The 16,244-nt window shown below is 63.3% G+C and carries 16 protein-coding genes; 8 read left to right on the top strand and 8 right to left on the bottom strand.

The features are described 5' to 3' along the window. The first annotated feature begins 1 nt into the window (after position 1). The 3 genes from ABOA88_RS03355 (at position 2) to ABOA88_RS03365 (ending at position 4,555) form a co-directional block, all read left to right on the top strand. Complete coding sequence (locus ABOA88_RS03355; RefSeq protein ID WP_196168036.1) at positions 2-928, top strand: hydrogen peroxide-inducible genes activator; 927 nt, start codon at positions 2-4, stop codon at positions 926-928. A gap of 3 nt (positions 929-931) precedes the next feature. Continuing rightward, the gene (recG, locus tag ABOA88_RS03360; RefSeq protein ID WP_196168037.1) at positions 932-3,010 is read left to right on the top strand and encodes an ATP-dependent DNA helicase RecG; all 2,079 of its coding nucleotides are present in this window, start codon (positions 932-934) and stop codon (positions 3,008-3,010) included. A 141-nt stretch (positions 3,011-3,151) separates the two neighbouring features. Next, positions 3,152-4,555, top strand: a complete 1,404-nt coding sequence (locus ABOA88_RS03365; protein ID WP_196168038.1) for an aminoacyl-tRNA deacylase and HDOD domain-containing protein — start codon at positions 3,152-3,154, stop codon at positions 4,553-4,555. A gap of 145 nt (positions 4,556-4,700) precedes the next feature. On the opposite strand, the gene ABOA88_RS03370 is transcribed toward ABOA88_RS03365, so the two are convergent. The 4 genes from ABOA88_RS03370 to ABOA88_RS03385 all read right to left on the bottom strand — a co-directional run bounded on the left by ABOA88_RS03370 (position 4,701) and on the right by ABOA88_RS03385 (position 7,066). Beyond that, on the bottom strand, positions 4,701-5,075 hold the full coding sequence (locus tag ABOA88_RS03370; RefSeq protein ID WP_043209913.1) for a hypothetical protein: 375 nt from the start codon (positions 5,073-5,075) through the stop codon (positions 4,701-4,703). A gap of 155 nt (positions 5,076-5,230) precedes the next feature. Next, positions 5,231-5,530 carry an HU family DNA-binding protein gene (locus ABOA88_RS03375; protein WP_043209915.1) on the bottom strand — a complete coding sequence of 100 codons (300 nt, stop codon included), beginning with the start codon at positions 5,528-5,530 and terminating at the stop codon, positions 5,231-5,233. A 189-nt stretch (positions 5,531-5,719) separates the two neighbouring features. After that, on the bottom strand, positions 5,720-6,868 hold the full coding sequence (locus tag ABOA88_RS03380) for an NAD(P)/FAD-dependent oxidoreductase (protein ID WP_196168039.1): 1,149 nt from the start codon (positions 6,866-6,868) through the stop codon (positions 5,720-5,722). Positions 6,869-6,898: 30 nt separating this feature from the next. After that, positions 6,899-7,066 carry a rubredoxin gene (locus tag ABOA88_RS03385; protein ID WP_011536423.1) on the bottom strand — a complete coding sequence of 56 codons (168 nt, stop codon included), beginning with the start codon at positions 7,064-7,066 and terminating at the stop codon, positions 6,899-6,901. A 132-nt stretch (positions 7,067-7,198) separates the two neighbouring features. On the opposite strand from ABOA88_RS03385, the gene ABOA88_RS03390 reads away from it, so the two are divergent. Further along, a complete protein-coding gene (locus tag ABOA88_RS03390; protein ID WP_367850583.1) occupies positions 7,199-7,756 on the top strand; it encodes a chorismate--pyruvate lyase family protein in 558 nt (185 codons plus the stop codon). Further along, positions 7,756-8,646, top strand: a complete 891-nt coding sequence (gene ubiA, locus ABOA88_RS03395; RefSeq protein ID WP_367850582.1) for a 4-hydroxybenzoate octaprenyltransferase — start codon at positions 7,756-7,758, stop codon at positions 8,644-8,646. The genes ABOA88_RS03390 and ubiA overlap by 1 nt, the downstream gene beginning before the upstream one ends. A gap of 119 nt (positions 8,647-8,765) precedes the next feature. On the opposite strand, the gene ABOA88_RS03400 is transcribed toward ubiA, so the two are convergent. Continuing rightward, positions 8,766-9,137, bottom strand: a complete 372-nt coding sequence (locus ABOA88_RS03400; protein ID WP_070093397.1) for a COG4315 family predicted lipoprotein — start codon at positions 9,135-9,137, stop codon at positions 8,766-8,768. Between the two features lie 176 nt (positions 9,138-9,313). On the opposite strand from ABOA88_RS03400, the gene phoB reads away from it, so the two are divergent. The 3 genes from phoB to ABOA88_RS03415 all read left to right on the top strand — a co-directional run bounded on the left by phoB (position 9,314) and on the right by ABOA88_RS03415 (position 13,064). Further along, entirely contained in the window at positions 9,314-10,003 is a 690-nt protein-coding gene (gene phoB, locus ABOA88_RS03405; protein WP_003253341.1) for a phosphate regulon transcriptional regulator PhoB, read from the top strand. A gap of 194 nt (positions 10,004-10,197) precedes the next feature. Further along, positions 10,198-11,469, top strand: coding sequence for a phosphate regulon sensor histidine kinase PhoR (phoR, locus tag ABOA88_RS03410; RefSeq protein ID WP_367850682.1), 1,272 nt, complete (start codon positions 10,198-10,200; stop codon positions 11,467-11,469). A 254-nt stretch (positions 11,470-11,723) separates the two neighbouring features. Continuing rightward, complete coding sequence (locus ABOA88_RS03415; protein ID WP_043209925.1) at positions 11,724-13,064, top strand: hemolysin family protein; 1,341 nt, start codon at positions 11,724-11,726, stop codon at positions 13,062-13,064. Between the two features lie 66 nt (positions 13,065-13,130). Here the strand turns inward: ABOA88_RS03415 and ABOA88_RS03420 are convergent, their stop codons facing one another. The 3 genes from ABOA88_RS03420 to phoU all read right to left on the bottom strand — a co-directional run bounded on the left by ABOA88_RS03420 (position 13,131) and on the right by phoU (position 16,127). After that, on the bottom strand, positions 13,131-14,027 hold the full coding sequence (locus ABOA88_RS03420) for a peptidoglycan DD-metalloendopeptidase family protein (RefSeq protein ID WP_367850581.1): 897 nt from the start codon (positions 14,025-14,027) through the stop codon (positions 13,131-13,133). A gap of 250 nt (positions 14,028-14,277) precedes the next feature. Beyond that, on the bottom strand, positions 14,278-15,192 hold the full coding sequence (locus ABOA88_RS03425; RefSeq protein ID WP_196168044.1) for a response regulator: 915 nt from the start codon (positions 15,190-15,192) through the stop codon (positions 14,278-14,280). A gap of 164 nt (positions 15,193-15,356) precedes the next feature. After that, the gene (phoU, locus tag ABOA88_RS03430; protein WP_043209928.1) at positions 15,357-16,127 is read right to left on the bottom strand and encodes a phosphate signaling complex protein PhoU; all 771 of its coding nucleotides are present in this window, start codon (positions 16,125-16,127) and stop codon (positions 15,357-15,359) included. Positions 16,128-16,244 lie beyond the last annotated feature (117 nt).

The raw sequence follows: 16,244 nt of genomic DNA on the forward strand, positions 1-16,244 counted from the left end.
TATGACCCTCACAGAATTACGCTACATCGTCACACTCGCCCAGGAGCAGCATTTCGGCCACGCCGCCGAGCGTTGCCATGTCAGCCAGCCGACCCTGTCGGTCGGTGTGAAGAAACTCGAGGACGAGCTTGGCGTGCTGATCTTCGAGCGCAGCAAGAGCGCGGTGCGCCTGACTCCGGTCGGTGAAAGCATCGTCGCCCAGGCGCAAAAGGTCCTGGAGCAGGCCCAGGGTATTCGCGAACTGGCCCAGGCCGGCAAGAACCAACTCACCGCACCGCTCAAGGTCGGTGCCATCTATACCGTCGGTCCCTATCTCTTCCCGCACCTCATTCCGCAGCTGCACCGGGTCGCCCCGCAGATGCCGCTGTACATCGAAGAGAACTTCACCCACGTGCTGCGCGAAAAACTGCGCAACGGCGAGCTGGACGCCGTGATCATTGCCCTGCCGTTCAACGAGGCCGACGTGCTGACGCTGCCGCTGTACGACGAGCCCTTCTACGCACTGATGCCCGCCGATCACCCCTGGACCGCCAAGAAGACCATCGACACGGCCATGCTCAATGACAAGAGCCTGCTGCTGCTCGGCGAGGGTCACTGCTTCCGTGACCAGGTGCTGGAGGCCTGCCCGACCATCAACAAGGGCGGCGAAGGCTCCAAGCACACCACGGTCGAATCCAGCTCGCTGGAAACCATACGCCACATGGTCGCCTCAGGGCTTGGCGTGTCGATCCTGCCGCTGTCGGCCGTACACAGCCACCATTACGCCCCGGGCGTGATCGAAGTTCGTCCGCTCACGCCACCTTCGCCGTTCCGCACTGTGGCCATTGCCTGGCGCGCCAGCTTCCCGCGGCCCAAGGCCATCGAGATCCTCGCCGACTCGATCCGCCTCTGCTCGGTCGCCAAGCCGCCTGCGGAAAAATCGGCCTGACCCATGACCGAGCTGTCGACTGTCCCGGTGACCGCCCTCAAGGGTGTGGGAGAAGCCATGGCCGAGAAACTGGCCAAGGTCGGCCTGGAGAACCTGCAAGACCTGCTGTTCCACCTGCCGCTGCGCTATCAGGATCGCACCCGCGTAGTGCCCATCGGAGCATTGCGCCCCGGTCAGGATGCGGTGATCGAAGGGGTGGTCAGCGGCGCCGACGTGACCATGGGCAAACGCCGCAGCCTGGTGGTACGTCTGGGAGACGGCACCGGCGTGCTGAGCCTGCGTTTCTATCATTTCAGCAATGCCCAGAAAGAAGGCCTCAAGCGTGGCACCCATCTGCGCTGCTACGGGGAGGCCCGCCCCGGTGCTTCGGGGCTGGAGATCTATCACCCGGAGTACCGCGCGCTCAATGGCAGCGAACCGGCACCACCAGTCGAACAGACCCTGACGCCCATCTATCCGAGTACCGAAGGTCTGACACAGCAACGCCTGCGCCTGTTGTGCCAGCAGAGCCTGGCCATGCTCGGCCCGCGCAGCCTGCCGGACTGGCTGCCCGACGAACTGGCTCGGGATTACCACCTGGCGCCACTGGACGATGCGATCCGCTACCTGCACAACCCACCGGCCGACGCCGACCTCGACGAACTCGCCGAAGGCCAGCACTGGGCCCAGCATCGCCTGGCCTTCGAGGAGTTGCTGACCCATCAGCTCTCCCAACAGCGCCTGCGTGAAAGCCTGCGCGCCCTGCGTGCCCCGGTATTGCCCAAGGCCAGCCGCCTGCCAGCGCAATACCTGGCCAACCTGGGCTTCAGCCCCACCGGCGCCCAGCAGCGGGTCGGCAACGAAATCGCCTACGACCTCAGCCAGCCCGAGCCGATGATGCGCCTGGTGCAGGGCGATGTCGGCGCAGGCAAGACGGTAGTCGCGGCCCTTGCCGCCTTGCAGGCCCTGGAAGCCGGCTACCAGGTGGCCCTCATGGCGCCTACCGAGATCCTCGCCGAACAGCATTACTTGACCTTCAAGCGCTGGCTCGAGCCCTTGGGCCTCGAGGTGGCCTGGCTGGCCGGCAAGCTCAAGGGCAAGGCTCGCGCCAGCGCCTTGGAGCAGATCGCCAGCGGCGTGCCGATGGTGGTCGGCACCCATGCGCTGTTCCAGGAGGAAGTGAAATTCCGTCGCCTGGCCCTGGCGATCATCGACGAGCAACACCGGTTCGGCGTCCAGCAGCGCCTGGCCCTGCGCCAGAAAGGCGTGAACGGCGAACTGTGCCCGCACCAGTTGATCATGACCGCCACCCCGATTCCGCGCACGCTGGCCATGAGCGCCTACGCCGACCTGGACACCTCCATCCTCGACGAGCTGCCCCCAGGCCGTACCCCGGTGAACACCGTGCTGGTGGCCGACAGCCGGCGCTTCGAAGTGGTCGAGCGGGTACGCGCGGCTTGCGCCGAAGGGCGCCAGGCGTATTGGGTCTGCACCCTGATCGAAGAGTCGGAAGAACTGACCTGCCAGGCGGCAGAAAGCACCTTCGAGGAGCTGGGCAGCGCCTTGGGCGAACTGCGTGTGGGCCTGATCCACGGGCGCATGAAACCGGCGGAAAAAGCCGCCGTGATGGCCGAGTTCAAGGCCGGCAATCTCCAGTTGCTGGTGGCGACCACCGTGATCGAGGTGGGCGTGGATGTCCCCAATGCCAGCCTGATGATCATCGAGAACCCCGAGCGCCTTGGCCTTGCCCAGTTGCACCAGTTGCGCGGCCGGGTGGGCCGGGGCAGCGCGGTCAGCCATTGCGTGCTGCTCTATCATCCGCCCCTGTCGCAGATCGGCCGTGAACGCCTGGGTATCATGCGCGAAACCAATGACGGCTTCGTCATCGCCGAGAAGGACCTGGAGTTGCGCGGCCCCGGCGAAATGCTCGGCACCCGCCAGACCGGTCTGCTGCAGTTCAAGGTAGCCGACCTGATGCGTGACGCAGACCTGCTCCCTGCAGTGCGTGATGCAGCCCAGGCTCTGCTGGCCCGTTGGCCTGACCATGTCAGCCCACTGTTGGATCGCTGGCTGCGCCATGGCCAGCAGTACGGACAGGTGTGATACCGATCACGAAATGCACCCAAACCTAGGGGCCTGTTTTGCAGCCTCACACTGCGTGGGCCACCATCGAAGCATAATGGATCCAGTTATCGCGCCGGGTGGTTATACTTCGCGTTTAAAAGAAAACCTTGGACTCAGACCATGACTGAAGTTGCCCTGGATACTTCGACCCCACACGCACCCTCTGTCATTCGGCTGTTGCTCGACAAGCTCGGCGTGCCCTTCCGCGAAGTGCCCGAGCATGCGCGGCTACCGGTCAACGCTCGAGTCCAGGCGATTCTTCTCGACGACGAAGTCGGCGCCTTGATGGTGCTGTTCCCGCAGAGTCAGCTGCTGGACTTGAACCGCCTGACCGAACTTACCGGTCGCAAGCTGGTAGCCGTGCCGGTCGCACGCCTTGCGCACATGCTCGAAAAGCATGCCCTCAAGACCCTGCCGGGGATCCCGGCACTGACCAGCTACCCCTGCCTCTACGAAGCCAGCCTGCTGAAAGTCGACAATCTGCTGATCCAGTCCGGTGAGCCTGGCTTGCTGCTTGAGATCTCACGCGATGCGTTCAAAGGCATGTTGAGCAAGGCCAGCGCGGGGAACTTCGGTGAACACACCCACGACATCCGGCCCAACCTCGACCGCCCGGACGATGACCCCAAGGAAATCACCCGCGCCGTCCAAGCCTTTACCGCACGACGCATCCAGCAACGCCTTGAGCAGACCATCGAAATTCCACCGCTGGCGGACACCGCGCAGAAGATCATCAAACTGCGCGTCGACCCCAACGCCAGCATCGATGACATCACCGGCGTCGTGGAAACCGACCCGGCCCTGGCCGCTCAAGTGGTCAGTTGGGCAGCATCGCCTTACTACGCCTCGCCCGGCAAGATCCGTTCGGTGGAGGATGCCATCGTCCGCGTACTGGGCTTCGACCTGGTGATCAACCTCGCCTTGGGCCTGGCGCTGGGCAAGACCTTGAGCCTGCCCCAGGACCACCCCCAGCAAACCACGCCCTACTGGCAGCAGTCGATCTACACCGCTGCGGTGATCGAAGGCCTGACCCGTGCCATGCCCCGAGCCGAGCGACCTGAGGCCGGCCTGACTTACCTGGCGGGCCTTCTGCACAATTTCGGCTACCTGCTGCTGGCGCATGTGTTTCCGCCGCACTTCTCGTTGATCTGCCGCCATCTGGAGGTCAACCCGCACCTGTGCCACACCTACGTGGAGCAACACCTGCTGGGTATCAGCCGCGAACAGATCGGCGCCTGGCTGATGAAACTGTGGGACATGCCTGAAGAGCTGTGCACGGCGCTGCGCTTCCAGCATGACCCGGGCTATGAGGGGGAGAATTCGGCGTTCCCCAACCTGGTGTGCCTGGCGATTCGCCTGTTGCGTGCCCGCGGCATTGGCTCGGGCCCTCAGGAGGAGATCCCAGAGGCCCTGCTGGAACGGCTGAGCCTGACCCGGGAAAAGGCCGACGATGTCGTGAACAAAGTACTGGAGGCCGAGGCGTTGCTGCGCGAACTGGCCTCGCAGTTCCACGCCCAGCAGTAAGCGGTGAGGACGTGTGGGAGCAACCGTCTTGTGTTGCTCGCAGCGGCCTGTTCGCGGGTCACCCCCCCACTGGGTCCGTGGTGTCCCTGTGGGGCCGGGCTTGCCCGCGAAGAAGACACACGGAACAAGCCAACCGCTCTTCGAATCAGCCCTTCTTCTTGGGCTTGAGGTACTTCATCAGGCCCTGGAACCAGATGACCAGCGCCGGATTGCCCTTGATCTGGATACTCTTGTCCTGAATGCCTTGCATGAAGGCCAGTTGTTTGTTGCTGGCCTGAAGCGTGGCGAAGCCAAAGGCTGCGTCCTTGAAGGCAATGGCGAAGGCTGGCTGCGGGTGCAGGCCCCCTTTGCTGCTGATGCGCTCGCCGCTGACGATGAAATGCCGGCCGATCCGACCATCAAGGGTCTGCATCTGGAACACCAGATCCTTGTCACGCAATTGTTGCTGGAACGCCGGATTGTTGCGGCTGGCCCTGGCCATCAACAGGCCCATGGCCCAGAGCAGGAAGCGAAACTTCATCAACACGCCTCGACTAAAAAGTGACTGAGCGGCGCAGTTTATCCTTTTATCGGTCGCTCAATGCAAATCTGCTGTTTCGACGATTTTCCAGGTGCCTGAATGCACAACGGGCGCCCAGGGCGCCCGTTTGGATAACCGCTGTTATCGATAAAGGGTCATTTGCCTTTCTTCGCAGGCTTGGCGGGCTGGTTGACGCTGTCGCGCAGGTTCTTGCCGGGCTTGAAGGCAACGGTGTTGCTGGCTTTGATCTTGACGGGCTGGCCGGTCTGCGGGTTCTTGCCGGTGCGGGCGCCACGATGACGTTTTTCAAACGTACCGAAACCGACCAGGGTGACCGTGTCCTTGTCCAGCGCACCGGTGATGCTGTCGAGGATCGCATTCAAGACCTGATTGGCCTTTTCCTTGGTCAGGTCGGCCTTTTCGGCGATAACAGCGGCGAGTTCTGGTTTACGCATAGTGAAGCCTCTTGTACGGGATTTCTTGTTGTTATTGCCGTGCTGCTTCGCGAAGCAGCGTTCAAGGCACCGCAGGCTCTAATCTGCGGCAGACGGGAGTGAGGATGGCACGCTCACCGAAGCCGCGCCAGTACTTGGGTGGCCATTGTCGCTTCAAGAACAGGACATACCCGACAGAGCACCCGCTATTTACGCCATCAGGGGTGGCAATTGCCGATTGAGCGCCAGCTTTTCCATCACCGCCATGCCGGTCAACGCGTAGCCCAGCAGCTGGCCAGCGGCATCGTGGCAGAGCACCTTGAGGTCGGCGCCCTGCCCCTCGACCTGCCAGATACCTTCGCGCCCAGGCGGGGGCGGCGAAACCACCAGCGGGCACGCTGGCGTTTTAACGGTCACCGGCATCGGCCCATAGGCGACAGCGGTAGGGTTGCCAGCAAGCGTCTGGGCCAAGGCGCGGGCGCAGGCCATCAGCGGCATGACATAGAGCAGGTTGATTCCGTCGACCTCGGCGCAATCGCCGAGGGCGAAGATGTTGTCGTGGGACGTGCGCAACTGCCGGTCCACCACCACACCCCGGTTTGTCTGCAAGCCCGCAGCTGCGGCAAGGTCCGTGCGCGGGCGCAGGCCGATGGCAGAGACCACCAGGTCGCAGGCGATCACGCGGCCATCGGACAGGTGTGCCTCCAGGCCCTGCCCGTCGCGCTGCAGGCGGGTCAGCACCGGCCCTAGATGGAAGCGGACCCCAAGCCCCTCCAGGCCCGCCTGTACCGCGCTGGCAGCAGCCGGGTGCAGCAAGGTCGGCATCACTTGCTCGCAAGGGGCGACCACATCGACCTCGAAGCCGCCAAGGCTCATGTCGTTGGCGAATTCGCAACCGATCAGGCCAGCGCCGAGGATGAGCACCCGGCGTTTGCCTGCTGCCGCGGCCCGAAAGCGCGCGTAGTCTTCAAGATCATTGATGGGGAAGACCAGGTCGGCCGCGTCGCCCTCGATTGGCACCTGAACGGTCTGTGCGCCCCATGCCAGGATGAGGTCGCGGTACTCGACCGCCTCTTCACCGATCCACAGGCGCTTGTGGCCCGGATCGATGCCACTGATGGGGGTGTGGGTGCGGATCTCGGCCTTGAGCTGGTCGGCCATGGCGCCCGGCTCGGCCATGCACAGGCCGTCGGCATCCTTCTGCTTGGCAAAGCCGGTGGAAAGCATGGGCTTGGAGTAGGAGCGGCCATCGTCGGCAGTGATCAGCAACAGCGGCGTGTCGCCGTCGAGCTTGCGAAACTCCCGGGCCAGATTGTAGCCCGCAAGGCCGGTACCGATGATCACCACGGGGGACGTCATGTCATGCTCCTCTCGTTGAACAGGGGGTGATCAGCCGATGGCGATCATTTCGAAGTCACTCTTGCCGACACCACAGTCGGGGCACAGCCAGTCTTCCGGCACGTCTTCCCAGCGGGTGCCCGGGGCGATGCCGTCGTCCGGCCAGCCTTCGGCCTCGTCGTAGATCAGGCCACAGACAATGCATTGCCACTTCTTCATCTCGTTCTTCCTCATCTGGATCAGGTGCGGCGGTACCGCAGGGGCTTTGTACTGGCCCTTCCAGCAGTATGCAAGCAACAGCGGCAAACATGCTAAGCTCGCCGCCTCTCTGGCTGTAACAAGCATACCGACGTGCCGTACGAAACCCCGCAAGCAGCCGCTGTCGCGTGGCTGCCGTATTCACAGCTGGCTGCCGGCATCGAACCGTCGATTCTCGACTGGCTCTTCGATCAAGGCTCCCTGACCCGCCGCCTGACCCACCTCTCCCGTGACCACTTCGCCGTCACCCCCCTGTTCGAGGGCTGGCAGCCCCTGCGCGATGACGAATGCCAAGCCCTGGGCCTGGCCCCTGGCGAGGAAGGCTGGGTGCGCGAAGTCTACCTGCGCGGCCATGACCAGCCCTGGGTCTTCGCCCGTAGCGTGGCCGGTCGCAGCGCCCTGGAGCGCGGTGGCCTGGACCTCGAGACCTTGGGCAGCCGCTCGCTGGGCGAGCTATTGTTCTGCGACCAGGCCTTCACCCGTCACCCCATCGAAGTCTGTAGTTATCCACAGGCCTGGCTTCCGTCCGAAGCGCGCCATGCCAACCTGTGGGGGCGGCGTTCACGGTTTGCCCGCGATGGCCTGGACCTGCTGGTGGCCGAGGTGTTCCTGCCGGCCCTGTGGCAAGCGGCCAAGGAGGAAATCCGCTGATGTACCTGCAACTGCTCAAGTCGTTCAACCGCCTGCATCCCCGGGCTTGGGACTTCATCCAGCTCAGCCGCATGGACCGCCCGATCGGTATCTACCTGCTGCTGTGGCCCACCCTTTCTGCGGTGTGGATCGCCGGCAACGGCTCGCCGACGCTGGCCAATGTGCTGATCTTCGGCCTGGGCGTGGTACTGATGCGCGCCGCCGGCTGCTGCATCAACGACTTCGCCGACCGCAAGGTCGATGGCCATGTCAAACGCACGGCCGACAGGCCGCTGGCCAGCGGCCGGGTAAGGCCTCGCGAAGCGGTGATGCTGTTCGCGATCCTGGTGGGGGTGAGTTTCCTGCTGGTGCTGTGCACCAATGCCCGCACGGTATGGCTGTCGTTCGGCGCGGTGGCATTGGCGTTCTGCTACCCATTCATGAAGCGCTACACCTACTACCCCCAGGTGGTGCTGGGTGCGGCTTACTCCTGGGGTATCCCCATGGCGTTCACCGCCGCAGGGGGCGAGCTGCCGGCCAGCGCCTGGCTGTTGTACATCGCCAATTTGCTGTGGACCGTGGGCTATGACACCTATTACGCGATGGTGGACCGCGACGACGACCTGAAGATCGGCGTGAAGTCCACGGCAATCCTCTTTGGCGAGGCCGACCGCACCATCATCCTGACCCTGCAAATGCTGTCGCTGGGCTGCCTGCTGCTGGCGGGCAATCGCTTCGACATGGGGGGATGGTTCCACTTGGGCCTGCTTGCGGCAGCGGTGTGCTTTGCCTGGGAGTACTGGTCAACGCGCAAGCTGGACCGGGAGTCGTGCTTCAAGGCGTTCCTGCACAATCACTGGGCGGGAATGCTGATCTTCATCGGTGTGGTGCTGGACTACGTGTTGCGCTGAGCCCTGCACCCTCCCTGTGGGAACGGGTTTACCCACGAATCGATAGTGACTGCACCTTCGCATTCGCGGGTAAACCCGCTCCCACAGGTTATCCGGCGTCCTTCAATCCGCTGTAGGTTTCAAGGTTTGGCGATATGCCAGACGTCCTTCACACCGTCACCGGTCTTGTCTCCGGCTTTCTTGTCCTTGATGAAGGTGTACAGCGGCTTGCCGTCATAGGCCCACTGCTTGGTCCCGTCATCGCGGGTGACCTGGGTCCACTTGTCCTTGGCGGCTTCGTCCTCGGCCTTGACCATCAGCGGCGGCCAGTTCTTGGCGCATTCGCCGTTGCACATGGACTTGCCGTCGGCGTCCTTGTCGAAGGTGTAGAGGGTCATGCCGGCATGATCGACCCACATGCCATCCTTTTCCATCGCGTGGTGGGCCGATGCCACCCCCGGTAGCGCCAGCGCAGCGAAAAGGGCCATCCAGCTCAGCGTATGTCGTGTCATTGGAATCACCGTGGTTTCGGGGGGTGTAGGAGGGTTTTACGACCGCCGTGGCGGCCCCTTCAAGCCTAGTCCAGTCATGGAATGTCGCCAGAATCGCCAATGTCCTGTCACACAGCTGCAATAATTCCGTTATCTAATGCGGGCCAAGACACAGTTCCTGGGAGAGGTTTTACGCAATGGTTGGCAGAAACATTCTGATCGTCGACGACGAAGCGCCCATTCGCGAGATGATCGCCGTTGCATTGGAAATGGCCGGCTATGACTGCCTGGAAGCGGAAAACTCCCAGCAAGCCCATGCCATCATCGTCGACCGCAAGCCGGACCTGATCCTGCTCGACTGGATGCTACCCGGCACCTCGGGCATCGAGTTGGCCCGGCGCCTTAAGCGCGACGAGCTGACCGGCGACATCCCGATCATCATGCTCACCGCCAAGGGTGAAGAGGACAACAAGATCCAGGGCCTGGAAGTCGGCGCCGACGACTACATCACCAAGCCGTTCTCGCCGCGTGAGCTGGTCGCGCGCCTCAAAGCCGTCCTGCGCCGCACCGGCCCCAGCGACAGCGAGGCGCCGATCGAAGTGGGTGGTCTGCTGCTCGATCCGATCAGCCACCGCGTGACCATCGACGGCAAGCCCGCCGAGATGGGCCCCACCGAATACCGCCTGCTGCAGTTCTTCATGACCCACCAAGAGCGCGCCTACACCCGGGGCCAGTTGCTCGACCAGGTCTGGGGCGGCAATGTCTATGTCGAGGAACGCACCGTCGACGTGCATATCCGTCGACTGCGCAAGGCGTTGGGTGAAGCCTACGAAAATCTGGTACAAACCGTCCGAGGCACCGGCTACCGCTTCTCGACCAAAAGCTAGCTGCAAGCGCCAAGCTTCAAGCGGCAAGAGCCGGCAGCGTCGAACAGCTTGCCGCCAGGCTTGGAATAAAGGACTGAACAGCACCACCGATCCGCTTCTTCTTGCAGCTTGAAGCTCACAGCTTGCAGCTCGAAGCTGGATCCGAAGGATCCCCTCAATTGAACCAGAACTGGCACGCGACCTTGATTCGCCACATGCTGCTGCTGATCACCGTCTGCCTGATCGGCGGGCTGATCAGCGGCTACTACGGCTGGAGCCTGGCGATCGGCCTTGCGCTCTACCTGGGTTGGACCCTCAAGCAACTGCTGCGCCTGCACGACTGGCTGCGCAATCATCAGCCCGACGAAGCCCCGCCCGATGGCTACGGCCTGTGGGGTGAGGTGTTCGACAGCATCTACCATCTGCAACGTCGCGACCAGCGGGTGCGCGGCCGCCTGCAGGCGGTGATCGACCGGGTCCAGGAATCCACCGCGGCACTGCGCGATGCGGTGATCATGCTCGACAGCGAAGGTAACCTCGAATGGTGGAACTGCGCCGCCGAAACCCTGCTGGGATTCAAGACCCCACAGGATGGCGGCCAGCCAGTGACCAACCTGGTGCGCCACCCGCGCTTCAAGGAGTACTTCGAATCGGAGAACTACGTCGAGCCGCTGGAGATCCCCTCCCCGATCAACGACCGGATGCGGGTCCAACTTCACATCACCCGTTATGGCAACAACGAGCACCTGATGCTGGTGCGCGACGTCACCCGCATCCATCAACTCGAGCAGATGCGCAAGGACTTCGTCGCCAACGTCTCCCACGAGCTGCGCACACCCCTGACGGTCATCACAGGGTACTTGGAAACCCTGCTGGACAACGTCGACGACGTGAACCCACGCTGGGGCCGGGCGCTCCAGCAGATGAGCCAGCAAGGCGCGCGGATGCAGACACTGCTCAACGACCTGCTGCTGCTGGCCAAGCTCGAAGCCACCGACTACCCCTCGGACAACCAGCCCGTGGCCGTCGACGCCCTGCTGCAATCGATCAAGGCTGATGCCCAGGCACTGTCCGGTCCACGCAACCAGCGCATCACACTGGACGCGGCGCCTGGCGTGCGCCTCAAGGGCAGCGAGTCGGAACTGCGCAGCGCCTTCTCCAACCTGGTGTTCAATGCCGTGAAGTACACCCAGGACGAAGGCAACATCCGCATTCGCTGGTGGGCGGACGAGCAAGGAGCTCACCTCTCCGTGCAGGACTCCGGCATCGGCATCGATGCCAAGCACCTGCCCCGCCTGACCGAGCGCTTCTACCGGGTCGACTCCAGCCGCGCCTCCAATACGGGCGGCACTGGGCTTGGCCTGGCGATCGTCAAGCACGTGCTGCTGCGCCATCGTGCACGCCTGGAGATCAGCAGCGTGCCAGGCCACGGCAGCACCTTCACCTGCCATTTCGCACCTGCCCAGGTGGTGACGAACAAAGCCTGAAACCACGGCACTGTGGGAGCGGGTTCACCCGCGAACACCGGCACAGCCGGTGCAAGACACCACGGCGCCTGATTCGCGGGTGAGTCCGCTCCCACAAGGTGCGTGCCAGGCATGCACGCGGGGTTACCCACGACAGGGTGATACCGCGCCCTTTGCTTTTGCAGCTTCAGCCGCTACATTGGATCCCCTGTGCCAGCCAACGCTGGCACTTTTTTTCTCCCTATTTCAAAGACGGACCCCGTAAAAACTCCATCATGGACCCTTCCCCTGGTTTCAGCTTCATTTCCCTCTTTGCCGACTTCGGCATGATTCTCTTTGCCTTCCTTCTGGTGCTGCTCAACGGCTTCTTCGTTGCCGCCGAGTTCGCCATGGTCAAGTTGCGTGCGACCCGCGTCGAGTCGATCGCCGAACTGCACGGCTGGCGCGGCAGCATCCTGCGCAAGGTTCACAACCAGCTGGACGCCTACCTGTCGGCCTGCCAGCTGGGTATCACCCTGGCCTCCCTGGGCCTGGGCTGGGTGGGTGAACCGGCCTTCGCCCACCTGCTCGAGCCGCTGCTGGCCGCCGTGGGCGTCGATACGCCGGAGCTGGTCAAGGCGATCTCGTTCTTCGTCGCCTTCTTCGTGATCTCCTACCTGCACATCGTGGTCGGCGAGCTGGCGCCCAAGTCCTGGGCGATCCGCAAACCCGAGCTGCTGTCGCTGTGGACCGCGGTGCCGCTGTACCTGTTCTACTGGTTGATGTACCCGGCGATCTACCTGCTCAACGCCAGCGCCAACACCATTTTGCGTATCGCCGGCCAGGGCGAGCCTGGACCGCACCACGAGCATCATTACAGCCGCGAAGAACTCAAGCTGATCCTGCATTCGAGCCGCGGCCAGGACCCGAGCGACCAAGGCATGCGTGTACTGGCTTCGGCGGTGGAGATGGGCGAACTGGAAGTGGTCGACTGGGCCAACTCCCGCGAGGACATGGTCAGCCTCGACGCCAAGGCGCCGCTCAAGGAAATCCTGGCGATGTTCCGTCGCCACAAGTTCAGCCGCTATCCGGTCTACGACGCCGAGCGCGAAGAGTTCGTGGGCCTGTTGCACATCAAGGACCTGCTGCTGGAACTGGCCGAGATGGACCACTTCCCCGAGACCTTGGACCTGGACGACCTGGCCCGCCCGCTGGAGCGCGTCTCGCGGCACATGCCGCTGTCCCAACTGCTGGAACAGTTCCGCAAGGGCGGCGCGCACTTCGTGCTGGTCGAGGAAGCCGACGGCAAGGTCATCGGCTACCTCACCATGGAGGACGTGCTGGAAGTGCTGGTCGGCGACATCCAGGACGAGCACCGCAAGACCGAACGCGGCATCCTCGCCTACCAGCCGGGCAAACTGCTGGTACGTGGCGACACGCCGTTGTTCAAGGTCGAGCGGCTGCTGGGAGTGGACCTGGACCACATCGAAGCCGAGACCCTGGCAGGCCTGGTCTATGAAACGCTCAAGCGCGTGCCCGAGGAAGAGGAAGTGCTGGAGGTCGAAGGCCTGCGCATCATCATCAAGAAGATGAAAGGGCCGAAGATCGTGCTGGCCAAGGTACTGAAGCTCATCTGACTGCCCTGGGGGCGCTTTGCGCCCCATCGCTGGCTGGCACCAGCATCCACAGCGCCCCCTGCAAGCTCAAGGGTTGCCAGCGGTGAAGTCTGGCATCCCACCGATCGGCCGGTCGAACTGGTAGGGGATCGACTCCAACGCCAACCCCACGTTGCGCTGCACTACGAAATGCAGGTGCGGCCCGCTGCTGTTGCCGGTATTGCCCGACTTCGCCAATGGCGCCCCCTGCAATACCCGCTGCCCTTCGCTGACCACCACCGACCCGCGCATCAGGTGCAGATAGACACCCATGGTGCCATCCGGGTGCAGGATCCTGACGAAGTTGCCCGCCGGGTTGTTGCCACGGCCCGTCTGGTTGTTCTCGATCTTCACCACCACCCCGCCCCGTGCCGCGACAATCGGTGTGCCTTCGGGCATGGCGATGTCCATGGCGTAGCGCCCTTTGGGGCCGAAGTGGCTGAAGCGCCCGTTCGGCCCCTGGCTCAGCCGGAACGGCCCTCCTTGCCAGGGGAACGGATACCGGAACGCCTGCGGGCGCCGAGCGGGGTCACCCAGGGCATAGCGCAGTTTCGACTCGTACTTCACCTGCTCGCCGGGCAAAGCCGCCAGTACCGTCAGCACCTGGGTCGAGCGCGGCGGCACCACGCGTCGGACGATTCGGGGCGCATTGCCGCCCTGGACATTGGCCAGGCGCTGCAAACGCAGCTCGACCTCCACCGGCGCGAACAGGTCGTTACGCGCGAAGAAGCGCGTACCGCCTGCAAAATCGACCGTGCGCAAACGCACCTGGCGCTCCAGCCGCTCGAACATCGGCTCGCGCAGCACGAACGCTTTGGCACCAGGGCTTGGGTGTTCAGAGTAGGAGACCACGCCGTAGGCATCGGTGGTCTTGTACAGGGTCATGCCCACGCTCGACGCCGAGACCGTGAGCAAGGCACAGAACAGCAGCAGACGGGTTGGCATGGCGGTGGCTTTTTGACAGTTATTGTGTCTGGAAGCCTAGCAGTCGGATTTCAAAGGGGTATTGCAGTTGGTCGGGAAATGAGCAATTGGCCATCTCTGGCCCCGCTTCACCGCGAACACGGGAAAAGCCCGTGTCATCCATCGAGGTGGCTGCTTCGCGGGTAAACCCGCTCCCGCGGATATCTGTGGGAACGGGGTTACCCGCGAAAAGGACACCACCGAGCAAGACAGTGGCGCCCCGGACTGCGATCTAGGCGCCCGGGGTGAAGTGCTTCTGCGCGGTTCCGCGGGCGATCAGGCGCGACAGGTAGTCGAGCTTCTGCGCATCCTGGTCGACGAACTTGAACGTCAGTTGCAGCCAGTCGCTTTCAGGCTTGGGCTCCAGGGCGGCGATGGCGTGCAGGTAGCCATTGAGCCGCGCAACTTCGGCGTTCTCACCTTGCTCCAGGTCCAACACCGCCCCTTCGAGCACCTGCGGCAGGGTGGCGCTGCGACGAACCACCAGCAAGGCTTCCTTGAGGCTCAGGGCCTTGATCACGCAGGGCTGGGTACCGCTGGACAAGCGCAACTGCCCCTGGCCACGTCCACTCTGGGCTGCGGCGGCGGCCGTCTTCGGAGTCGGGGCGTTGATCAGTGGTTTACCAGGCGCAGGTGCTGGCGCAGCGGCAGCAGCCACCGGGGCCTTGACCGTCTCGGGGCGACCGCCGGTCAGGGCACTGAGCGAGTCATTGGCAAATGCCGAGTTGACCCGCGCCGGCGCGCTGGCCATCAGGCTGTCGAGCTTGCCGAGTTTGGTCAGGGACTTCTTCACCTTGGTCAGCAACTGCTCGTTGGTGAACGGCTTGCCCACAAAGTCGGAAACACCGGCCTGGATGGCCTGGATCACGTTTTCCTTGTCGCCACGGCTGGTCACCATGATGAACTGCAAGTCCTTGTACTCCGGCTGCTGCCGGCACCAGGTGAGCAGTTCCAAGCCAGACATCTCCGGCATTTCCCAATCGCACAGGACCAGGTCGAACCGCTCCTTGCCCAGCATGGCCATGGCCTTGCGGCCGTTGACTGCGTCTTCGATGACCATGCCTGGGAAGGCATTGCGCAAACACTTCCTCACCAGGTCACGGATGAATGGCGCATCATCCACGACCAGCACATTGACCTTACTCATCGATACTCCTCTTGAACCCCGACTAGCATACCGCCGACTGATGGCCATTTGCCAAACCACTGGTCACGCCGGGACTCCTCTGGTCATTCGCGGGTGCCTGCTGGCTGCTCGACCGCAAACGAAAACGCCCGGCCTAGGCCGGGCGTCGATGCTCGGGAGCAATCCTACTTATCGTCCGATTCGGCCGGAACATTAGCGATTTCGCCATCGTCGGCCGCTTCGCCCAGCACTTCGGCCTTCATGCGCTTGAGGCCCATGTGGCGTACGTCGGTACCGCGCACCAGGTAGATCACCAGTTCCGAGATGTTGCGCGCATGGTCGCCAATACGCTCCAGCGAACGCAGGGCCCAGATCACGCTCAGCACGCGGGAGATCGAACGCGGGTCTTCCATCATGTAGGTGACCAGTTCGCGCAGGGCGGTCTTGTACTCGCGGTCGATGGTCTTGTCGTACTGGGCCACCGAGAGGGCCAGGTCCGCATCGAAACGGGCAAAGGCGTCCAGCGCGTCACGCACCATGTTGCGGACCTGGTCACCGATGTGGCGCACTTCGACGTAGCCACGTGGCGACTCGCCTTCCTCGCACAACTGAATGGCGCGGCGGGCGATCTTGGTCGATTCGTCGCCGATGCGCTCCAGGTCGATCACCGACTTGGAGATGCTGATGATCAGACGCAGATCGGAAGCCGCCGGCTGACGACGGGCGAGGATGCGCACGCACTCCTCGTCGATGTTGCGCTCCATCTGGTTGATCTGCTCGTCGACTTCACGCACCTGCTGGGCCAGGCCCGAGTCGGCCTCGATCAACGCGGTGACGGCGTCGTTGACCTGCTTCTCGACCAAGCCGCCCATCGCCAGGAGGTGGCTGCGAACCTCCTCGAGCTCGGCGTTGAACTGCTGGGAGATGTGGTGGGTAAGGCTCTCTTTGTTGATCATGCTTTCGCTCCGCGAAGTTGCAAGCCTCAAGCTGCAAGCTTCAAGTGGTTCGTGTCGTTCCCTGGCGCCGCGCTAACCGCTTTTTCTGGCAGCTGGCAGCTTGAAGCTTGCAGCTGC

The organism is Pseudomonas sp. PKS, from assembly GCF_051913525.1.
In the GTDB taxonomy this organism is placed as follows: Bacteria; Pseudomonadota; Gammaproteobacteria; order Pseudomonadales; family Pseudomonadaceae; genus Aquipseudomonas; species Aquipseudomonas guariconensis_D.